The organism is Streptomyces sp. NPDC001904 (genome assembly GCF_040297005.1).
Classification (GTDB): domain Bacteria; phylum Actinomycetota; class Actinomycetes; order Streptomycetales; family Streptomycetaceae; genus Streptomyces.
The window spans coordinates 51,085-69,716 of sequence record NZ_JBEOYI010000026.1 but is presented as its reverse complement, the minus strand read 5'-3'; the positions used below and the strand labels follow the sequence as shown (position 1 = coordinate 69,716).

General features: G+C 70.7%; 15 protein-coding genes. 6 read left to right on the top strand and 9 right to left on the bottom strand.

Going from position 1 to position 18,632, the window contains the following annotated elements:
- The first annotated feature begins 168 nt into the window (after window positions 1-168).
- Window positions 169-762 (top strand): histidine phosphatase family protein, encoded by a 594-nt coding sequence (locus ABT127_RS31615; protein ID WP_351457492.1) that lies wholly within the window; start codon window positions 169-171, stop codon window positions 760-762.
- 52 nt (window positions 763-814) lie between these two features.
- On the opposite strand, the gene ABT127_RS31610 is transcribed toward ABT127_RS31615, so the two are convergent.
- A complete protein-coding gene (locus ABT127_RS31610) occupies window positions 815-2,185 on the bottom strand; it encodes an NsdA family TPR-like regulatory protein (RefSeq protein WP_351457490.1) in 1,371 nt (456 codons plus the stop codon).
- Window positions 2,186-2,486: 301 nt separating this feature from the next.
- On the opposite strand from ABT127_RS31610, the gene ABT127_RS31605 reads away from it, so the two are divergent.
- Entirely contained in the window at window positions 2,487-2,912 is a 426-nt protein-coding gene (locus ABT127_RS31605) for a hypothetical protein (RefSeq protein WP_351457489.1), read from the top strand.
- A gap of 33 nt (window positions 2,913-2,945) precedes the next feature.
- Entirely contained in the window at window positions 2,946-3,836 is an 891-nt protein-coding gene (locus ABT127_RS31600; protein ID WP_351457486.1) for a spermidine synthase, read from the top strand.
- A 24-nt stretch (window positions 3,837-3,860) separates the two neighbouring features.
- Here the strand turns inward: ABT127_RS31600 and ABT127_RS31595 are convergent, their stop codons facing one another.
- Window positions 3,861-4,397: a hypothetical protein gene (locus ABT127_RS31595; RefSeq protein ID WP_351457619.1), complete on the bottom strand. Its 537-nt coding sequence runs from the start codon at window positions 4,395-4,397 to the stop codon at window positions 3,861-3,863.
- Between the two features lie 174 nt (window positions 4,398-4,571).
- On the opposite strand from ABT127_RS31595, the gene ABT127_RS31590 reads away from it, so the two are divergent.
- The 3 genes from ABT127_RS31590 (at window position 4,572) to ABT127_RS31580 (ending at window position 8,270) form a co-directional block, all read left to right on the top strand.
- Window positions 4,572-5,276 carry a response regulator transcription factor gene (locus ABT127_RS31590; protein WP_351457483.1) on the top strand — a complete coding sequence of 235 codons (705 nt, stop codon included), beginning with the start codon at window positions 4,572-4,574 and terminating at the stop codon, window positions 5,274-5,276.
- Window positions 5,273-6,673, top strand: a complete 1,401-nt coding sequence (locus ABT127_RS31585) for a sensor histidine kinase (protein ID WP_351457480.1) — start codon at window positions 5,273-5,275, stop codon at window positions 6,671-6,673. The genes ABT127_RS31590 and ABT127_RS31585 overlap by 4 nt, the downstream gene beginning before the upstream one ends.
- 109 nt (window positions 6,674-6,782) lie before the next feature.
- A complete protein-coding gene (locus ABT127_RS31580) occupies window positions 6,783-8,270 on the top strand; it encodes a glycoside hydrolase family 18 protein (RefSeq protein ID WP_351457478.1) in 1,488 nt (495 codons plus the stop codon).
- A 90-nt stretch (window positions 8,271-8,360) separates the two neighbouring features.
- On the opposite strand, the gene ABT127_RS31575 is transcribed toward ABT127_RS31580, so the two are convergent.
- From ABT127_RS31575 to ABT127_RS31545, 7 genes are all read right to left on the bottom strand, one after another.
- The gene (locus ABT127_RS31575) at window positions 8,361-10,010 is read right to left on the bottom strand and encodes a bifunctional aspartate transaminase/aspartate 4-decarboxylase (protein ID WP_351457475.1); all 1,650 of its coding nucleotides are present in this window, start codon (window positions 10,008-10,010) and stop codon (window positions 8,361-8,363) included.
- A 37-nt stretch (window positions 10,011-10,047) separates the two neighbouring features.
- Window positions 10,048-11,751 (bottom strand): aspartate-alanine antiporter, encoded by a 1,704-nt coding sequence (aspT, locus tag ABT127_RS31570; protein WP_351457473.1) that lies wholly within the window; start codon window positions 11,749-11,751, stop codon window positions 10,048-10,050.
- A 10-nt stretch (window positions 11,752-11,761) separates the two neighbouring features.
- Window positions 11,762-13,438: an aspartate-alanine antiporter gene (gene aspT / locus ABT127_RS31565; protein ID WP_351457470.1), complete on the bottom strand. Its 1,677-nt coding sequence runs from the start codon at window positions 13,436-13,438 to the stop codon at window positions 11,762-11,764.
- A gap of 126 nt (window positions 13,439-13,564) precedes the next feature.
- Window positions 13,565-15,016 (bottom strand): GH1 family beta-glucosidase, encoded by a 1,452-nt coding sequence (locus ABT127_RS31560; protein WP_351457467.1) that lies wholly within the window; start codon window positions 15,014-15,016, stop codon window positions 13,565-13,567.
- A 144-nt stretch (window positions 15,017-15,160) separates the two neighbouring features.
- Entirely contained in the window at window positions 15,161-16,066 is a 906-nt protein-coding gene (locus ABT127_RS31555; protein ID WP_502971814.1) for a carbohydrate ABC transporter permease, read from the bottom strand.
- The gene (locus ABT127_RS31550) at window positions 16,063-17,097 is read right to left on the bottom strand and encodes a carbohydrate ABC transporter permease (RefSeq protein WP_351457465.1); all 1,035 of its coding nucleotides are present in this window, start codon (window positions 17,095-17,097) and stop codon (window positions 16,063-16,065) included. Before ABT127_RS31550 ends, ABT127_RS31555 begins: the two co-directional genes overlap by 4 nt.
- Window positions 17,094-18,419 carry an ABC transporter substrate-binding protein gene (locus ABT127_RS31545; protein ID WP_351457462.1) on the bottom strand — a complete coding sequence of 442 codons (1,326 nt, stop codon included), beginning with the start codon at window positions 18,417-18,419 and terminating at the stop codon, window positions 17,094-17,096. Before ABT127_RS31545 ends, ABT127_RS31550 begins: the two co-directional genes overlap by 4 nt.
- Window positions 18,420-18,632: the final 213 nt, after the last annotated feature.

Below are 18,632 nucleotides of genomic sequence, written 5' to 3'. Positions count from 1 at the left end.
GCTGGGATCAGGCGGCGGGTTGCCCGACGGGCCGTCCTTCGTTCCTGTTGCGCGATGATGGAAGTGGTGACACTCCCGTTGCCTCCCGTTCATTCTGTTCCCTCCCGTCCTTCCCCGGCGCGCTCTTCACACTCCTCGCGCCCTTTTCGGCGAAAGGTTCATCCCGCTATGGCACCGCGCATCCTGTTGGCCCGGCACGGACAGACCGAATGGTCGCTGTCCGGACGGCACACCGGCAGGACGGACATTCCGCTCCTGGAAGAGGGCCGCCGCGGGGCGAAGCTGCTCGGCGAGCGGTTGCACCGGGCTCCGTTCGACGGGCTCGACGGGGTCGAGGTCCGGACGTCGCCGCTGGTGCGGGCGAGCGAGACGTGTGCGCTGGCCGGGTTCGGGGAGCGGGCCGCTTCGTGGGACGCGCTGATGGAGTGGGACTACGGGGCGTACGAGGGGCTGACCCCGGCGCAGATCCAGGAGATGCGGCCCGGGTGGTTCATCTGGCGGGACGGGGTTCCCGACGGGGAGTCCATCGCCGAGGTGACGGCGCGGGCCGACGAGGTCGTCTCCTGGGCCCGGGACGCCGACCGCGACGTCCTCGTCTTCGCGCACGGGCACATCCTGCGCTCGATCGGGGCCCGCTGGCTGGGCCTCCCGCTCGATTTCGCGGCCCGCATCCGCCTGAACCCCACCTCGCTCTCGATCCTGAGCTGGGCCTACGGCGACCCGGCCATCGAATCCTGGAACGAGACGGGCCACTTGTCCTGACCGTTCGGCTGCCAGCCACGACGTGAGCTGCACCCGGCGACGTGCCCGTGCCTCAGCGGCGCGTCTCCGCGTGGGACGTCAAGAACGCCGAGACCCCCGACGCCCGGCGATGCGGCAGCAGCACGCGGGCGGTCGTCGCCAGCATCCCCTCGATGCGGGACGACCGGACGTCCCGGAGCAGGGACAGCGCCCGGCCCCCCGCGGCAGCGGCCTCGGCGGGCTGCCCCGCGCGGGCCAGATCGTCCGCGAGTTCGGCCGTGTACAGCGCCATGTTCCGCGTGAAGTGCGGGTCCTGAAGGGCGACGGCGCGCCGCGCGTGCCGGGCCGCGCGGTCCCAGGAGCCCAGCGCCGACCAGCACTGCGCCTCGAGCCCCTCCAGCTCGGCCTCGCCGTAGAAGGACATCCACTCCGGGTCGGCGTCCGTGCCGCCCCGCGCGAACAGGGCCTGTGCCCGCGCCAGCGCCCGCTCGCAGGACCGCTGGTCACCGAGCCCGGCCCAGCCCCCGGCCTCCCGCAGCGCGAGCAGCGACAGCAGCCGCGGCGAACCCTGCCGGGCGGCCACGCGCGCGGCGGCCTGCGCCGCCCGGACCGCCTCGCGCGGCCGCCCCGCGTCCCGGGCGAGGAACGCGGTGTTGCAGAACGCGTGCGCCTCCAGCGCCTCGTCCCCCGCCATCCGCGCCGTCGCGAGCGCCTCCGCGTAGTGCGAGCGGGCGTCGTCGAAGCGACCCGAGTCGTGCGCCAGCCAGCCCACGGAGATGGCCAGTTCACCGGCGCCCGCCTGCAGCCGGTCGGCTTCGTCGCGCGCGGCCACGCCCGAGTCGAGCAGTTCGAAGGCGGTGCGCAGCGGGGCCGCGGCGCGCCGGTACAGGCCGTCGCCGCCGTGCCGGTCGTCGAGCAGCCGGATCCGCCGGATCGCCTCCTCGACGGCGCCGACCCCCGCGCGTGCGGGATGCCGGTCCAGGGTGGCCTGCTGCGGGGCGGTGCCGAAGGGCGCCAGGGCGGCGACGGCCACGGTGGCCGTCGAGCCGGTCATGCCGGTCATGAACGCGCGACGTCGCACGTCGCTCTCCTCGTGGTGCGGGGGGTCGTGCAGGGGGCTGTGCTGGGCCGGGACGACGGGGCGCGCGCCCCGCCCCCGTACCGCGGAGCGGGGCGAGAACCCCAGGTCCGTGAGGGTCCGGTCGGGGAACATGTGCAGAAACACGCGCTCGTACGCGTAGTTGGGGCAGCGGATCTCGCCGGCCTCCACGCGTCCGATGTAGCGCGCGTCGCAACTGACCCGCTCGCCGATCTCGCGCGCCGATCGCCGTACCGCGGCCGCGAACTCGCCCGGCGAGCGCTGACCGCGCAGCTCCCGGAAGGCGAGATTCGGTCGTGGGGGCGGCGGTGCCGGGGCATCCGAGAGATGCGGAGACGACGTCATGAGCGGGTCCTCCCGTGCGAACCGTGCCGGACACCAAGGGAGCGGGGTGCCGAGGTGACGGGCGGCGCGGTGGCGCGGTGCGACGGACACCTCGACGCGGCGTGCTGGTCCTTGTTCCGGCGAGGCTCGAAGGTACCGTCCGCGACGGGTCCGACACGCAGGGTTTGGCTACAAAACGGATATCTCACCCACGATCTGCCATGAACTGCCATCCTTTGCGGCGGCGTGCCGCCGTAGCCGGTTGACGTTCCTGCGCGTTGAACCATGCGCGAAACCCCATCTGACACGAGGAGGGGCCGACGTGTTGGACGCGACACAGCCCACGACATCGACGGCGCAGCACTGTCCGACCGAGGAGCACAGCGACCGGCCGCCCGGCGCCTGCGACCTGGTCACCGTCCCGTCCCGGCAGGGGCTCGAAGCGGTCGACATCCTGCGCCGCGGGTGCGCGGAACCGGTCGGTCCCGTGCTGCACGACGGCGGCGCCACCCTCGGATTCCTCGTCCCGCCCGGCACCGCCGACGGCTGGGACGTCCCGGGCAGCGCCTGCACCCACACCGAGGGGCGCGGCGCCCGGCTCGCCCCGCCGGTCGAGGGCACCGGCTGGCTGCTGCCGCCGGAGTCCGACGGCACCGGGGCCGCCGACCTGGTCACCGACCCGGCCGTGCTGCGCGCCGCCCTCGACGAGGCGGCACGCCTGATCGAGGCCGCCGACAACTGCCGCTGAGCCGCCGCCGCGCCGTCCGCGGATAATGGGCGAATGGCGAGGTCACGCGGGAAGCAGCAGGCGCGCAGGGGCGAGGGCGGTGGCCGGGGGTCCCGGGAGCCCGTCGTGGCGAGCGTCGACGGAGGGCTCGCCGAGCTGATACCCGACCGGGACCGGCCGGCCGGCTGGACCCTGTGTCTGGACGGCGCCCCGCAGTCGCACGTCGACCTCGACGATCCCGCGCACCTCTCCTTCGAGTACCAGCGCCGCATCGGTCATGTGCTCGACCTGGCCGCGGACCCGGGCCGCCCGGTGCAGGCCGTGCACCTCGGCGGCGGTGCCTTCACCCTCGCCCGCTACGTCGCCGCGACCCGGCCGCGCTCCACCCAGCAGGTCGTCGAGCGCGACGGACCCCTCGTCCAACTGGTCCGCACCGAGCTGCCGTTGGATCCCGGCGCCCGGATCCGGGTGCGCACCGCCGACGCCCGTGAGGCGCTCGCCAAGCTGCCCGACGCCTGGGCCGACGTGCTGGTGGCCGACGTCTTCAGCGGGGCCCGCACCCCGGCCCACCTCACCAGCACCGAGTTCCTGACCGAGGTGCGGCGCGTCCTGCGGCCCACCGGGACGTACGTGGCGAACCTCGCCGACGGGCCGCCCCTGGCCCATCTGCGCGGCCAGATCGCGACCGCCGCCGCCGTCTTCCCCGAACTGGCCCTGATCGCCGACCCGACGGTGCTGCGCGGCAAGCGGTTCGGCAACGCGGTGCTGGCCGCCTCCGCGCTGCCGCTCCCGGTGGCCGAGCTGACCCGCCGCGCGGCCGGTGACCCGCATCCCGGGCGGGTGGAGCACGGCCGCGGGCTGCTCGACTTCACCGGGGGAGCGGTCCCGGTGGCGGACGCCTCGGCGAAGGCGTCCCCGGCGCCGCCGCCCTCCGTCTTCCGGTAGACCGGCTCGACCGGCCGGGGACGCTCAGTAGTTCGCGATCTCCACCGACGGCCTGTGGTCGTGCCAGGTGCAGAACACCGACACCTTGTCCGTCCCCGACGTGAACTCCACCCGGATCCACGTCGTCTGCTTCCACACCTGCACCGACCATCCGGCGCCCGGCGTCGCGGAGACGAGCGTCGCCGAGGAGTCGCCGAGGTCGAAGACGGCCCGCCCGCCGGCCGTCGCGTAGCTCTTCAGGGTGCCGGACGAGGAGGTGCCGGGCGGCGACGAGGGCGGCGGTGCGGCGGCCGTCGTACGGGTCGGCGACGCGGGCTTCGTCGAGGCCGGGCGGGAGGGCGCCGTGGACGCCGCCGAGGACGGTGCCGACGGTGACGGCTCCGGCCGGTGCGTGGACGAGGCGAGCGGCGAGGCGGGCCCGTCCTGGCCGACCACCGGCAGCGCCTTCGGCGGGTCGTAGGCCGTGCCCGCCATCACCGTGTGCACGCCCCACCACGACAGGGTCACCGCGGCGCCGGTCGCGAGCAGCCACGCCACCGCGTGCACCAGGCCGCGCCGCACCGGGTTCCCGGCCGGAGCCGAGGGCGCGGCCGGCGGCGCGGACAAGGAGGTCGGTGGGGACGGCGTCGATGGCATCGCGGGCCATACTGCACCACGCCCGCCACTGCTGTCCCCCGAGGTCCACGGTCACCCGGAAGAGGATCGCGAACGCCCGGATGGCGTACGGTGCCGCCCATGGCAAGTGTGCTCGTGGTCGAGGACGACCAGTTCGTGCGCTCCGCTCTCATCCGGCACCTGACCGACGCCGCACACACCGTGCGCAGCGTCGGCACGGCCCTGGAGGCGCTGCGCGAGGTCGCCCATCTCCGGTTCGACGTGGTGATCCTCGACCTCGGTCTGCCCGACCTGGACGGGGCCGAGGCGCTGAAGATGCTGCGCGGGATCACCGACGTACCGGTGATCATCGCCACGGCGCGGGACGACGAGGCGGAGATCGTCCGGCTGCTCAACGACGGCGCCGACGACTACCTCACCAAGCCCTTCTCGCCCGAACACCTCTCCGCCCGGATGGCCGCCGTGCTGCGGCGCGCCCGGGGCAGCGCGGGCGCCGAGCCGCCGTCCCGGCTGATCCAGGTCGGCGGGCTCTCCATCGATCCGCTGCGCCGCCAGGCCGTGCTCGACGGGACACCGCTCGACCTGACCCGCCGCGAGTTCGACCTGCTCGCCTTCCTCGCCGGACGCCCCGGTGTCGTCGTCGCGCGCAAGGAACTCCTCGCCGAGGTGTGGCAGCAGAGCTACGGCGACGACCAGACCATCGACGTCCACCTGTCCTGGCTGCGCCGGAAGTTGGGCGAGACGGCGGCGCGGCCGCGCTATCTGCACACCCTGCGCGGTGTCGGCGTGAAGCTGGAGCCGCCGCGCCCGGAGCCCGCGCCATGAGGTGGGCGCTGGTCAAGGTCTGTCTGGCCGTCACCACCATGGTCGTCGTCGCGTTCGCGATCCCGCTCGGCCTCGTCATCAAGGAGATGGCCCGCGACCGGGCCTTCTCCAGCGCGGAGCGGACCGCCGCCGCCCTCGGTCCCACCCTCTCCATCACCACCGACCGCGATCAGCTCGCCCGCGCCCTCGCCACCGCGCAGACCGGCGGCGGCGACCGGGTGTCCGTCTACGTCCCCGCGGGCGGCGGCACCCCCGCGATCCGGCTCGGCCGGCAGCGGCTCGCCGAGGACCGGCTGACCGGGGTGCAGCGGGCCACCGTGCACGACGTGCCCGGCGGCTCGGTGTGGCTGCAGCCGATCGCGGTCAGCGCCGAGAAGATCGCCGTCGTCGAGGTGTACGTCCCCGAGGACGAGGTCACCAACGGCGTCACCACCGCCTGGGTGGTCCTCGCGGGTGTCGGCGTCGCCCTGATCATCGGGTCCGTGGCCGTCGCCGACCGGCTCGGGGTGCGCATGGTGCAGCCCGCCCAGCGACTCGTCGGCGCAGCCCACGACCTGGGCGAGGGAAAGCTCGGCGCGCGGGTGCCCGAGGACGGGCCCACCGAACTGCGGCTCGCCGCCGTCGCGTTCAACTCCATGGCCGACCAGGTGGTGCAGCTCCTCGCCAACGAGCGCGAGCTGGCCGCCGACCTCTCGCACCGGCTGCGCACCCCGCTCACCGTGCTGCGGCTCAACGCCGCCTCGCTCGGCGCCGGGCCCGCCGCCGACCAGACCCGCGTCGCCGTCGAGCAGCTGGAGCGCGAGGTCGACGCCATCATCCGCACGGCGCGCGACGCCAAGCCGCAGACCGCCGCGGCCGGACCGGGCGCGGGCTGCGACGCGGCCGAGGTGATCCGGGAGCGGATGGACTTCTGGTCCGCGCTCGCCGAGGACGAGGGACGCAAGGTGCGGGTCGCCGGGGTCGACCGGCCGGTCCGCATCCCGGTGGCCCGCGGGGAGCTGGCCGCCGCCCTCGACGCCCTGCTCGGCAACGTCTTCCGGCACACCCCCGAGGGCACCGCCTTCGCCGTCGACGTGCACAGCGGCGAGGACGCCGTGATCGTGCTGGTCTCCGACGCCGGTCCCGGCATCGTCGACCCGGCGGCGGCGATGGCCCGCGGCTCGGCCGACGGCCGGGTGGGCTCCACCGGGCTCGGCCTCGACATCGTGCGCCGGCTCGCCGAGTCGACCGGCGGCGACGTGACGATCGGCTCGTCCGTGCTGGGCGGCACCGAGGTGCGGATCTGGGTGCAGCTGGACCGCAGGGCGCCCGCCGAGGGCCGCCGGGGACGCGGACATCGCGGCCGGGAACGTAAAGGACTGGTCTCGACCTTTAATCGCTCCCGATCCCTTCCTTAAGCCAACCCTAAGATCCGCAACTCCCTTCCTTGTTGCCCGAATTGACGGGTTCCTGATCGCTAGCGTGCTGCTCACCCCCAACACCCCCGTTCTCTAAGGCAGGCACGTCATGAGCAGCACGCACCGGCGCGGCAGGATCAGCGGCAGGAACAAGGCCATCGGCGGTCTGCTCGCCGCGGCCGTGGTGGGCGGCGGCGCGTTCTTCTTCACCTCCACCGCGTCGGCGGCCTCGGTCGGCGCCGCGTACACGAAGACCAGCAGCTGGTCCGGCGGCTACACCGGCCAGTACGTCGTCACCAACGACACGAACGCGGCCCGGACGGGCTGGACCCTGGAGTTCGACCTGCCCGAGGGCGCGAAGCTCAGCTCCCTGTGGAACGCCGAGTCGAAGACCGACGGGCAGCACGTCACCGTCACCCCCGCCTCCTGGGACAAGGCGGGCATCGCCGCCGGCAAGTCCCTGACCGTCGGCTTCGTGGTCGCCGGTGACGCGGATCCGACCGGCTGCACGATCGACGACACCGCGTGTTCCGTGGACGACGGCGCCACCCCGGAGCCGAGCGGCCGCCCGACCGGGTCGGCGACCCCGTCCCCGACCGCCTCGGCGTCGGCCTCGCAGAGCGCCGAGCCCACGAAGACGGCCACGACGTCCGCGAGCCCCTCGCAGTCGGCCACCTCCGGCACGGGCTCCGGGTCCGCCGCGAGCGGCGCCGCCTTCGCCCCGTACGTCGACACGTCGCTGTACCCGAAGTTCGACCTGGTCGCCTCGTCCAAGGCCACCGGCGTCAAGGAGTACAACCTCGCCTTCATCACCTCCGGCGGCTCCTGCGCCCCGAAGTGGGGCGGCGTCACCGACCTCGGCAGCGACGAGGTGGCCGAGCAGATAGGCGACCTGCGGTCCGCCGGCGGCGACGTCCGGGTCTCCTTCGGCGGCGCCTCCGGCACCGAGCTGGCGCAGGCCTGCTCCTCGGCGTCCGACCTGGCGGCGGCGTACCAGAAGGTCGTCGACCAGTTCAAGCTCACCAAGGTCGACTTCGACGTCGAGGGCGGCGCGCTGCCGGACACGGCCGCGAACACCAAGCGGGCCCAGGCGATCGCCACGCTCCAGAAGAACAACGCGGACCTGAACGTCTCCTTCACCCTGCCGGTCATGCCCGAGGGCCTGACGTCCGACGGCGTGAACTTCCTGAAGAACGCCAAGGACAACGGCGTGAAGGCCGACCTCGTCAACATCATGGCGATGGACTACGGGGCGTCCTACAGCGGTGACATGGGCACCTACGCCGAGCAGGCCGCGACCGCCACGCAGGCCCAGATCAAGACGGCGCTCGGCCTGTCCGACGCGGCCGCCTGGAAGGCCGTCGGCATCACCCCGATGATCGGCGTCAACGACGTCTCGTCGGAGGTCTTCAAGGTCGACGACGCCACCCAGCTGGTCTCCTTCGCCAAGGAGAAGGGCCTGGGCGGCCTGTCGATGTGGTCGGCCACCCGCGACAAGCAGTGCGACGGCGGCGCCTCGAACTCGGCGCAGCCGACCTGCAGCTCGATCGAGCAGTCGGCGAACGCGTTCCAGAAGGCGTTCGCCGCCTTCAACTGACCATGACGGTCAACTAGCCACTGGAATACGGGGGTTGCAGCCCCGGCCGGCGCTCTGCGGAGTCCCCCACCCGGCCGGGGCTGACCGACGTCAGCCCTGCGTGGCCCGCCACTCCTCCGCGTAGCCGTCGAAGATCGCCCGCAGATGGTGGCCGATCTTCAGGTAGTCCAGGTCGTCGAGGTTGGCGAGCGAGACGCGCACCGACCACTCCGGGCCCTCGAACCCGCCGCCGTTGAGGAGCACCACGCCCGTCCGCTGGGCGAGGCGGAACAGCGGGTCGACGGGCTCGAACTCCTTCTTCAGGAAGGCCGCGAACTCCTCGCCGTGCTCCAGCTCGGCCTGCGCCATCAGGTCCAGCTCGATGTAGTACCCGGCGCGGTGCGGGTCCTCGGCGACCTTCATCCGGGCGCCCTCCAGGAGGAGTTCGAGGCGCTGCTGGACGATCCCGCGGATCTTCTCCTTGTACGCCTGGCCCTCCTCCAGCATGTCGAAGAGCGAGAAGAGGCCGAGCATGACCTGCTGGGGGAGGGAGAGGCCCGCCGTGTGGTTGAGCGCCACCTGACGGGAGTCGGCGACCAGCCGGTCGATGAACCGGATCTTCTCGGGTTCCAGGGTGAGCGACCCGTACCGCTTGTTCAGGCGCTCCTTCTCCGCCGCCGGGAGCCCCGCGATCAGCTCGTCGATCACGTTGTCGTCGTGCAGCCCGATGACGCCGAGCCGCCAGCCGGTGCAGCCGTAGTGCTTGGAGTACGAGTACACGAGCAGCGTGTTGCGCGGCAGGTCCGCGGCGATGGAGCGGAAGCCCTCCACGAACGTGCCGTACACGTCGTCGGTGACGATGAGCAGGTTCGGGTTCTTCGTCGCGACGATGTCCTTGATCTGGTTCGCGACGCGCTGCGACAGAGCGAGGGAGGGCGGGTTGGAGGGGTTGACCAGGCAGACCAGCTTGATCTCCGGGTCCTCCAGCTTGGCGACCTCCTCGGTCGGGTAGCGCCACTCGCGCACGCCCGCCTCGGCGAACATGCTGGCCTCGACGTACGTGACGTCGAAGTCGTAGGTGTCCAGCTCGGGGATCTCGATGTACGGCGTGAAGACCGGCACCATCAGGGCGATCTTGTCGCCCTTGTGCAGGATCCCGTTCTTCATGAGCGAGTCGAAGATGTAGCACATGGCGGCCGTGCCGCCCTCGGTCGCGAAGTACGAGATGTCCCCGGCCGGCGGCTTCTTCGCGAACATCTCGTCGGCGATGTAGCCGCGCACGATCTCCTGCGTGTGGTGCAGGATCCGGTCCGGCACCGGGTAGTTGTCGCCGATCGAGCTGTCGGTCAGCTCGTGCACGAAGGCGTCCTTGTCGAACCCGAACCGCTGGATGCCCATCTGCACGCACTGGGCGAGCATCTCGATGCCGGGCAGATCGGGGTGGCGGCGCACGAACGTGTCGAAGCGCTCGTAGGAGCCCTTCTCCTCCGGCATCCCGCCGAGGTTGTCGGCCGTCCACACCCGGCGCGACTCCTCCAGGGCGAAGTAACCGAGCGCGTAGAAGGCCTCGCGGGGACCGGTCGCGGTCCAGTTCGGGTTGCCGCGGCCCGCGTTGAGCATCTGGACGCTCGACTTGTCCTTCTGGCCGGGCTGGTCGGCCTGCGCCTCCTTCGCCAGGTCGATGAAGATGTTCTTCAGCTCGAAGGGGGAGAGCTGGGCGTAGCTCTTGATCTGCTCGCGGGTCAGGTGCGTCTTCGGCATGAGGACTCTGCTTTCTTGCGGTGCTCAGGGACGGTGCTCAGTGGTGGAGGAGGACGATCACGGCGCCCCAGATGGTCAGCAGCACGTTCCCGACGGCGTACGGGATCGTGTAGCCGAGCGTCGGCACCTGGGATCTGGACTGCTCGTTGATCGCACCGATCGCCGCCGTGGTGGTCTGGCCGCCCGCGAGGACGCCCATCAGGATCGGGAAGCGGATCTTCTGGATGTAGTGGCCGACCAGGAAGCCGACGATCAGCGGGATCACCGTCGCCACCGCGCCGAAGATCAGCAGGCCCCAGCCCGCCGTCGACAGGCCGGAGGTGAAGCTCGGGCCCGCGTTGATGCCGACGACCGCGACGAACAGGCACAGGCCGAGCGTGTCCATGAACCACTGGGCGCCGGGCGGCACGTTGCCGAACGTCGGGTACTTGCCGCGGATCCAGCCGAAGACCAGGCCCATGATGAGCGCGCCGCCGGAGGTGGACAGGGAGATCGGCACACCGCCCGCGGTCAGCGCCGGGATGCCGATGCAGCCGCCGAGGAAGATGCCGAGCCCGACCCAGATCATGTCGGTCGCGAAGGAGGTCGGCACGGGCTTGCCGAGGGCCTTGCCCGCCGGGTCCACCAGCCGCTTGGGACCGGTCAGGATGAGCGTGTCGCCGCGCTCGATCGTCGAGGAGAGGCGGTACGGGAACTCGGCGCCGGAGCGGTAGATCTTGTCGATGTAGACACCGACCATGAACGGCTCCTTGCGCAGATCGGCGACCGTCCTGCCGAGCTGGGCCTTCTCCGAGGCGACGACGTGCAGCGTCTCGGTCTGGTAGCCGAGCAGTTCGACGTCGTCGGTCTCGCCGCCGATGTGGGTACGGGCGTCGTAGGCGACGAGCGAGCCGCGCAGCGCGCTCAGCGCCACGACGTCGCCCTCGCGCAGCACCGTCTGCTGGTCGTGGTCGAGGATCTGCCCGTCGCGGCGCACCCGTGTGAGGTAGATGCGGTGGCCGAGCTGCTGTTGCTGCTGCTCGAAGTCCTCGATGGTGCGGCCGACGATGTCCGGGCGCTGGATCGTGTAGGCCCGCAGCACGACCTCGTAGTAGCCCTCGTTGAGGTCGGGGTTGTCGTCCGGCGCGTCCAGCTCCTTGGCCAGCGCCGCCGACTCGGCCGCCAGGTCCTTGCGGTACAGCTTCGGCAGGACGTTGGCGAGCAGCATCGCGCAGAGGATCGTGCCGAGGGGGTACGTCACCGCGTACCCGATGGCGACGAGGTTGCTCTCGTCCTTGACCTGGGCCGCGGACAGCCCCGGCAGGTTGCCGATGGCGTCCTGCGCGACACCGATCACGGCGGACTGGGTGAGGGCTCCGCCGAGCAGGCCCGCGCTGAGCCCGGGACCGTAGCCGAGCAGGGCGGCGAAGCCCCAGCAGACCAGCAGGCCGGTGACGCAGACGACGATGGCGTTGACGACCTGCGGCAGGCCGTCCTTCTTCAGGCCGCGGAAGAACTGCGGGCCGACCTTGTAGCCGAGGGCGAACAGGAACATCGTGAAGAACAGGTTCTTCACGGTCCCGTCGATCGTCACCTTGAACTGGGCGCCGAGCAGCAGCCCCGCCACCAGACAGCCGGTGACGGCGCCGAGCGCGATGGCCTTGTAGCGGATCTTCCCGAAGAGGAACCCGATCGCGACGGTGATGAAGACCAGCAGTTCGGGGTGGGGCTGGAAGATGTTCCGGTTGAGGAAGTCGATCACGCCTTACCTCTCAGTGTCCGAGTACGCCGACGAGGACGGGGCCCGTCAGGGGAAGCAGGAAGTTGGAGAGGGCGTAGGTGATCGTGTAGCCGAGCAGCGGCACCGACGACTGCGCCACCTGGGTGACGGCGGTGATCGCGGGTGTCGAGCACTGCTGTCCGGCGATGGCGCCGATCAGCAGCGGCTTCTCGATCTTCAGCAGCCGTCGCCCGACGAACAGCGAGATCGTGGCGGGGATCAGCACCATCGCGATCCCGGCGAACGGCAGCAGCGCCCCGTACTCCTTGAGCAGCGGCCAGGCCTGCGGCCCGGACACCAGACCCGTACAGGCGATGAAGACGGCCAGCCCCATGTCCTTGATCGTGGAGGCGGCCTGCGGCGGGAACGCGCCGAAGGTCTGCGACCGCGAGCGGAACCAGCCGAAGAGCAGCCCGGAGACCAGACAGCCGCCGCCCGTGCCGAGCGAGAGCGGTACGTCGCCGAACTTGACCACGATCTGACCGAGCAGCGAACCGGCCGCGATGCCGAGGCCCAGGTAGATGAAGTCGGTGGCGTCGTTCTTGACCACCGAGCCGATCTTGGCGACCAGCTTGTTCAGGCCCGAGCGGGCGCCGACCAGGGTGAGGACGTCGCCGCGGTGCAGCACCGTGTCGCCGTTGGCCGGGATGTCGGTGTCGCCGCGGGTGATGTCGGTGACGTAGACGCCGTCCTTCAGAAACTCGGGGTTGGCCCGCTGGAGCTCGTCGACCGTCCTGCCGTCGAGCGCCTTGTCGGTGATGGAGACCTCGCGGCTGGCGAGCGGCGAATCGAGGCCGGGCACGCCCGGGGTCTCGGGGCCGATCATCCGGCCCGCCTCGATCACGTTGGCCCGCCGGCCGACCAGGAGCACCAGGTCCGAAAGGGTGAGTTCGAGGTCCGGCGTGACGGTGAGGATCTTGCTGCCGCGCTTGACGTTCTCGATCGTCACCCGCTCGTCGAGATGCTCCTGGAGATCACTGACCGTGCGGCCGTCGGCGGTCGTCACCAGATAGGTGCGGCCCACCATGCCCGGCAGCGCCGGACGCTCGTCCGCCTCCAGGCTGCCGCTGCTGCGGGTCTTCTCCCACAGCTCGCGGGCGGCGTCGCGCAGATTGATGCGGAGGATCATCGGCATGATCTGGCTCGTGTAGAGCACGATCGTGATCAGGCCGAAGAGATAGCAGACCGTGTACGCGGTGGCGACGTTGCCCTGGTACTCGGTGATCTGCGACGCGGTCAGATTGCTGAGCTTGCCGATGGACTCGGTCGCGGTGCCGACCACGGCGGACTCGGTGGCCGCGCCGGCCAGGATGCCGGAGGCGGTACCGACGTCCAGGTCGAACCACTTGGCGAGGCCGAAGGCGATGCCGAGGACGCAGACCAGCTCGATGCCGCAGAGCACGAAGAAGCGCAGCGACTTCTTGTTGAGGTTCCGGAAGAACTGCGGCCCGGCCATGTAGCCGAGCGCGAAGATGAACAGCGCGAAGAACACGGTCTTCACATCGTCGGAGACCTGTGCCTTGGTCCAGGCGCCGAGCAGCAGCGAGACGATCAGCGTGCCGCAGATGCCGCCCAGCGTGAGAGGCCCCACGCGCAGCTTCCCGACGAGGTAGCCGAGCGCGAGGCTCGCGAAGAGGACGAGTTCCGGGTGGTCCTTGAGTACCCCCATGGCGACTCAGTGGCTCTCGTGGACGGACATACGTGAGTTATCGGGCATAGCCGAAAAGTAAGGGCCGGTACGCCGCTCCGCCACGCGAGTGGCGTTCGGCGTACCGGCCCTCCCCCCGGCCTGTGGTCAGTCCTGCGCGGGCAGCCCGCCGGCCCGCGCCACCTGCGCGTACCAGGTGGCGCTCGACTTCGGGATGCGCTGCTGCGTCTCGTAGTCGACGTAGACCGCGCCGAACCGCTTGCTGTAGCCGTAGGCCCATTCGAAGTTGTCCAGCAGCGACCAGAGGAAGTAGCCGCGGACGTCCGCGCCCCGGGCGATCGCGTCGTGCACGGCACCGAGGTGGGCGTGCAGATAGCGGACCCGGTCCGGGTCGTGCACCGCTCCGTCCACGACGACGTCGTCGTACGCGGCGCCGTTCTCCGTCACGTAGAGGGGGACGCCGGGGGCCTGCGCGGTGTAGTCGAGCAGCAGGTCGCTCAGGCCGGTCGGGTCCACCGGCCAGCCCATCGCGGTGACGTCGTCGTTCACGTGGTGGAACTCGACGTCCTCCGAGGCCGGCCAGGGGGAGTGGTCGCTGGCGCCGTGGCCGTCGAGCCGGGCGCCGGTCCGCTCGGCGCGCGGGGCCGAGACGATGGCGGGCGTGTAGTAGTTGAGGCCGATGAAGTCCAGCGGCTGGTGGATGATCCCGGTGTCCCCGTCCTGCACGAACGACCAGTCCGTGAGCCGCGCGGTGTCGGCGATCAGGTCCTCGGGGTAGGCGCCCTTCAGCAGCGGACCGGTGAAGACCCGGTTGGCGAGCGCGTCGATCCGGCGCTTGGCGTCCAGGTCCGCGGGCTCGTCGGTGAGGGACCTGACCACGCTCGGGTTGAGGCTGAGACCGATCTGCGCGCGGCCGGGCAGGACGCCGCGCAGCGCCGACGTGGCGAGGCCGTGGCCGAGGTTGAGGTGGTGCGCGGCGCGCAGCGCGGCGGCCGGGTCGGTGCGGCCCGGCGCGTGCACGCCCGAGCCGTATCCCAGGAAGGCGCTGCACCAGGGCTCGTTGAGGGTCACCCACTGCTCGACCCGGTCGCCGAGCGCCTCGCCGACGAGGGTGGCGTACTCCGCGAACCGGTGGGCGGTGTCCCGGACGGGCCAGCCGCCCGCGTTCTCCAGCTCCTGCGGCAGGTCCCAGTGGTAGAGGGTGGCGACCGGCTTGATGCCGTTCGCGAGCAGCTCGTCGACCAGGCCCCGGTAGAAGTCGAGCCCGCGCTGCACGGCGGGCCCGCGCCCGGTCGGCTGCACCCGCGGCCAGGCCACGGAGAAGCGGTACGCCGTCAGACCCAGGTCCGCCATCAGCCGCACGTCGTCGCGCCAGCGGTGGTAGTGGTCCACGGCGACATCGCCGGTGTCCCCGTTGAGCACCTTGCCCGGAGTGTGGCTGAACGTGTCCCAGATCGACGGTGTGCGCCCGTCCTCGCGGACGGCGCCCTCGATCTGGTACGAGGCGGTGGCGGATCCCCACAGGAACCCGGCGGGGAAGCGGGTCGCTGCCGCGGGGGCGGTGGTGGTGGCGGTGCCGATGTTGTCGGTGGTGGTCATAGGAGCGCTCCCATTGGGGGTAAGAGGACAGGAGGGGCCGGGTTCGCCGTCGGGTGCGGGTGGTGGGGGAACTGCGCGACCAGCCCCCACCGGACCCGCACTCGCCCACGACGACCGGCCCGGCAGACGAGAAGGCGAGGCCCGCTACCCCTTCACCGCGCCCTGCATGATGCCGCCCACGATCTGCTTGCCGAACAGCAAGAACGCGATGAGCAGCGGCAACGTACCCAGGAGCGCGCCGGCCATGATCACGGAGTCGTCGGGGATGTAGCCGGTGCCCAGCGAGTTGAGGGCGACCTGGACCGTCGGGTTCTCCTGGGTCAGGGCGATGATCGGCCACAGGAAGTCGTTCCAGGCCATGACGAAGGTCAGCAGCCCGAGCACGGCCATCGCCGGCCGGGCCGCGGGGAAGACGACGTGCCACACGACCCGCAGGCTGCTCGCGCCGTCGACCCGGGCCGCCTCGATCAGCTCGGTCGGCAGCGCCTGCACCAGGTACTGCCGCATGAAGAACGTGCCGAAGGCGCTGACCAGGGTCGGCAGGATCACGGTCTGCAGCTGGTTGGACCAGCCCAGGTCGCTCATCCACAGGTAGAGCGGCACGACGGCGAGCTGCGGCGGGATCATCATCGTGCCGATGGTCATCAGCAGCAGCGTCGAGGAGAACCGGAACTTCAGCTTGGCGAAGGCGAACCCGGCGAGGGTGGAGAACACGACCGTGCCGACGGTGATGGCCGACGCCACGATCACCGAGTTGAGCATCGCGGTGCCCATCGCGGCCTGTTCCCAGGCGGTCTGCAGGTTCTTGAACAGGTTCCCGCCGAACCAGAAGGGCGGCGGCGTCTGCGCGAGCCGGGTGTTGGTGCGGGAGGCCGCGATCGCCGTCCACACCAGCGGCGCCAGCGAGATCACGGCGAACAGCACGAGCACCAGGTACGTGACCGGCCCCGCGTGCAGTTGCTTGCCGGCCCCCATCACCCGCCGCTTCGGGCCGGGCGGCGGCGCCGGCGTCGGCATCGGTGCCGGCGTCACATCAGTGATCGTGGTCATTGGGACTTCCTCAGCCGTCGGGTGATCAGCAGATTGATCGCGGCGATGACCAACAGGATCAGGAACATCGACCAGGCGATCGCGGACGCCTTGCCGAGGTTGCCGACGATCCACCCCTGGTCGTACATGTACAGGCCGAGCGTCTGGTACTGGTGCTCGGACCCGCCCTTGGTGCCGCTGACCCCGCCGAACAGCAAGGGTTCGCCGAACAGCTGGGTCGCGCCGATGGTGGAGACGACCACGGTGAACAGGATGGTCGGCCGCAGCATCGGAATGGTCACGTGCCGGAACTGCTGCCACCGGTTCGCGCCGTCCAGCGCCGCCGACTCGTACAGGTCGGCCGGGATGGCCTGCATCGCGGCGAGATAGATCAGCGCGTTGTAACCGGTCCACCGCCAGATGACGATCGACGACACGGCGAACTGCGAACCCCAGTCGGACTCACGCCAGTTGACCGGATCCACGCCGACCAGATCGAGCAGCCAGTTGATCATGCCGGTGTCCGGCGAGAACAGCAGCACGAAGACGAGCGTCGCCGCCGCCACCGAGGTCGCGTACGGCGTGAGCACGACGACGCGCCACACGACCGACCCGCGCAGCCGGTAGTTGAGCATGTGGGCGAGCCAGAGGGCCGCGACCAGCTGCGGCACGGTGGAGATCACACCGATGCTGAACGTGTTCTTCAGCGCGTTCCAGAAGAAGTCCGACGCGAAGAGGTTCGTGTAGTTGTCCAGGCCCGCCCAGGTCTGGGAGTCGAGCGAGGACAGCTGCACGTTGTGCAGCGAGTACCAGGCGGTGTAGAGCAGCGGCACCAGGGAGAAGGCGCCGAAGATGATGAAGAACGGGGAGATGAACGCGTACGGGGACGCCTTCATGTCCCAGCGGTACAGCCGGCTGCGCCAGGAGGAGGGGGCCGGCACCGTACCGCGACCCTGAGCGCCCCGGGCCGGGCCCGGCTCCTCGGTGAGGGAGCCGGACCCGGCGTCGGCGCTCGACGCGTCGCGCGCGAGTGCCTGTTCGGAGCTGGTCACTGGCCGAGCACGTCCTTGACTTCCTTGGTGGCCGCGTCCCAGCCCTGCGCGGGCGACTTGCCCTTCTGCTCCACCTGGAGGATGCCGGTGTCGGTGATCGCCGTACCGATCGGCTGGTCCTTGACGCCGAAGTTCTGGACCGGGATGGTCTTCGCCGAGTCGGAGAAGATCTGGGCGAGCGGCGCGTCCGAGAAGTACGTGGTGGTGTCGGGCGACACCTTCAGGCTGCTGTACGCGTCGGGGCGGGACGGGAAGCTGGCCTGCTTGGCGAAGACCTTCGCCTGCTGCTCAGGGTCCGTCAGCCACTTGGCCAGCGCGATGGCCTCCTTCTGGTGCTTGCTCGCGGTCGGCACGCCGATGAACGAGCCGCCCCAGTTGGCCGCGGTCGGCGCCGCCGCCACGTCCCACTTGCCCTCGCCGGCCTTGCCGGCCTTGGTCTGGATGTAGCCGAGCATCCACGCGGGGCAGGCCACGGTGGCGAAGGTGCCGTTGGCGAAGCCCTGGTCCCACGGCTTGTCGAACTGCTTGAGCTTGGCCGACATGTCGCTGGTCGCGACGGTCATCGCGGCGTTCCAGGAGTTCTTCACGCCCGAGGACTTGTCCCAGATGACATTGCCGTCCTTGTCGTAGTAGCGCTCCTTCTCACCACCGAGCGCCGCGTTGTAGACGGAGGAGGCCGAGTCCACGAACTTGGTGCCGCTGGGCGCCTTCTTCATGTACTTCTTGCCCAGGTCGACGTACTTGTCCCAGCTGCCCTTCCAGGAGTCGGCGAGCTTGGTGCGGTCGGTCTCCAGGCCGGCCTTCTGGAACAGGTCCTTGCGGTAGCAGATGGCCATCGGGCCGACGTCCGTGCCGAGCGCGATCTGCTTGCCGTCCTTGGTGGTGGCCTGGGCGTTCTTCCAGTCCAGCCACTTGGACTTGTCGACCTCCTTGCCGATGTCGACGAACTTGGCGGCCTGGGTCTGCACCGCCTCGGTGATGTTGCCGACCTCGATGGCCTGGATGTCGTCCGTGCCGGAGCCGGCCTGCAGACGGGTGAGCGTCTTGGGCCAGTAGACGTCGGTACGAGTGGTGACGTTCTCCTTGATCGTGATGTCCTTGTGGAGCTTCATGTACTCGTCGTAGAGCCCGGCCTGCTTGTAACCGAAGGTGCCGAAGGTGCCGACCGTCAGGGTCGTCTTGCCTCCGCCACCCGAGCCACCGCTCGATCCGCTGCCGGAGTCGCCGTCGTCACTGGCACATCCGGCTAGCAGTCCTGTCGCCAGGGCGGCGACGACCGCGAAGGTCATCGCGCGGCGGGACGTACGGGCAGTCGTGCGCATTGCGTCCTCCAAAGTGCTCACTTGCTCATCTGTACTGATCCCGGCCAACTGCCTTGCTGGACCCTTGTGTTCACGTGCGGCTCGGTCGGGGAGCGTGCGGCTTCTGTATGCGTCCACTAGGATGGGAGCGCTCCCATCCGTGATGAGTTGAAGATTCGCGCCTCGGGCGGTGGGTGTCAAGACGTGTGACGGCGACAAGTCGCCGCGGTTATC

Bases quoted from the DNA above. Each gene is read 5' to 3' on its own strand.
- ABT127_RS31615 (WP_351457492.1), top strand. From the start codon at position 169: ATGGCACCGCGCATCCTGTTGGCCCGGCACGGACAGACCGAATGGTCG.
- ABT127_RS31610 (WP_351457490.1), bottom strand. From the start codon at position 2,185: ATGACGTCGTCTCCGCATCTCTCGGATGCCCCGGCACCGCCGCCCCCA.
- ABT127_RS31600 (WP_351457486.1), top strand. From the start codon at position 2,946: ATGGCGAGGTCACGCGGGAAGCAGCAGGCGCGCAGGGGCGAGGGCGGT.
- ABT127_RS31590 (WP_351457483.1), top strand. From the start codon at position 4,572: ATGGCAAGTGTGCTCGTGGTCGAGGACGACCAGTTCGTGCGCTCCGCT.
- ABT127_RS31585 (WP_351457480.1), top strand. From the start codon at position 5,273: ATGAGGTGGGCGCTGGTCAAGGTCTGTCTGGCCGTCACCACCATGGTC.
- ABT127_RS31580 (WP_351457478.1), top strand. From the start codon at position 6,783: ATGAGCAGCACGCACCGGCGCGGCAGGATCAGCGGCAGGAACAAGGCC.
- ABT127_RS31575 (WP_351457475.1), bottom strand. From the start codon at position 10,010: ATGCCGAAGACGCACCTGACCCGCGAGCAGATCAAGAGCTACGCCCAG.
- aspT (WP_351457470.1), bottom strand. From the start codon at position 13,438: ATGGGGGTACTCAAGGACCACCCGGAACTCGTCCTCTTCGCGAGCCTC.
- ABT127_RS31560 (WP_351457467.1), bottom strand. From the start codon at position 15,016: ATGACCACCACCGACAACATCGGCACCGCCACCACCACCGCCCCCGCG.
- ABT127_RS31555 (WP_502971814.1), bottom strand. From the start codon at position 16,066: ATGACCACGATCACTGATGTGACGCCGGCACCGATGCCGACGCCGGCG.
- ABT127_RS31545 (WP_351457462.1), bottom strand. From the start codon at position 18,419: ATGCGCACGACTGCCCGTACGTCCCGCCGCGCGATGACCTTCGCGGTC.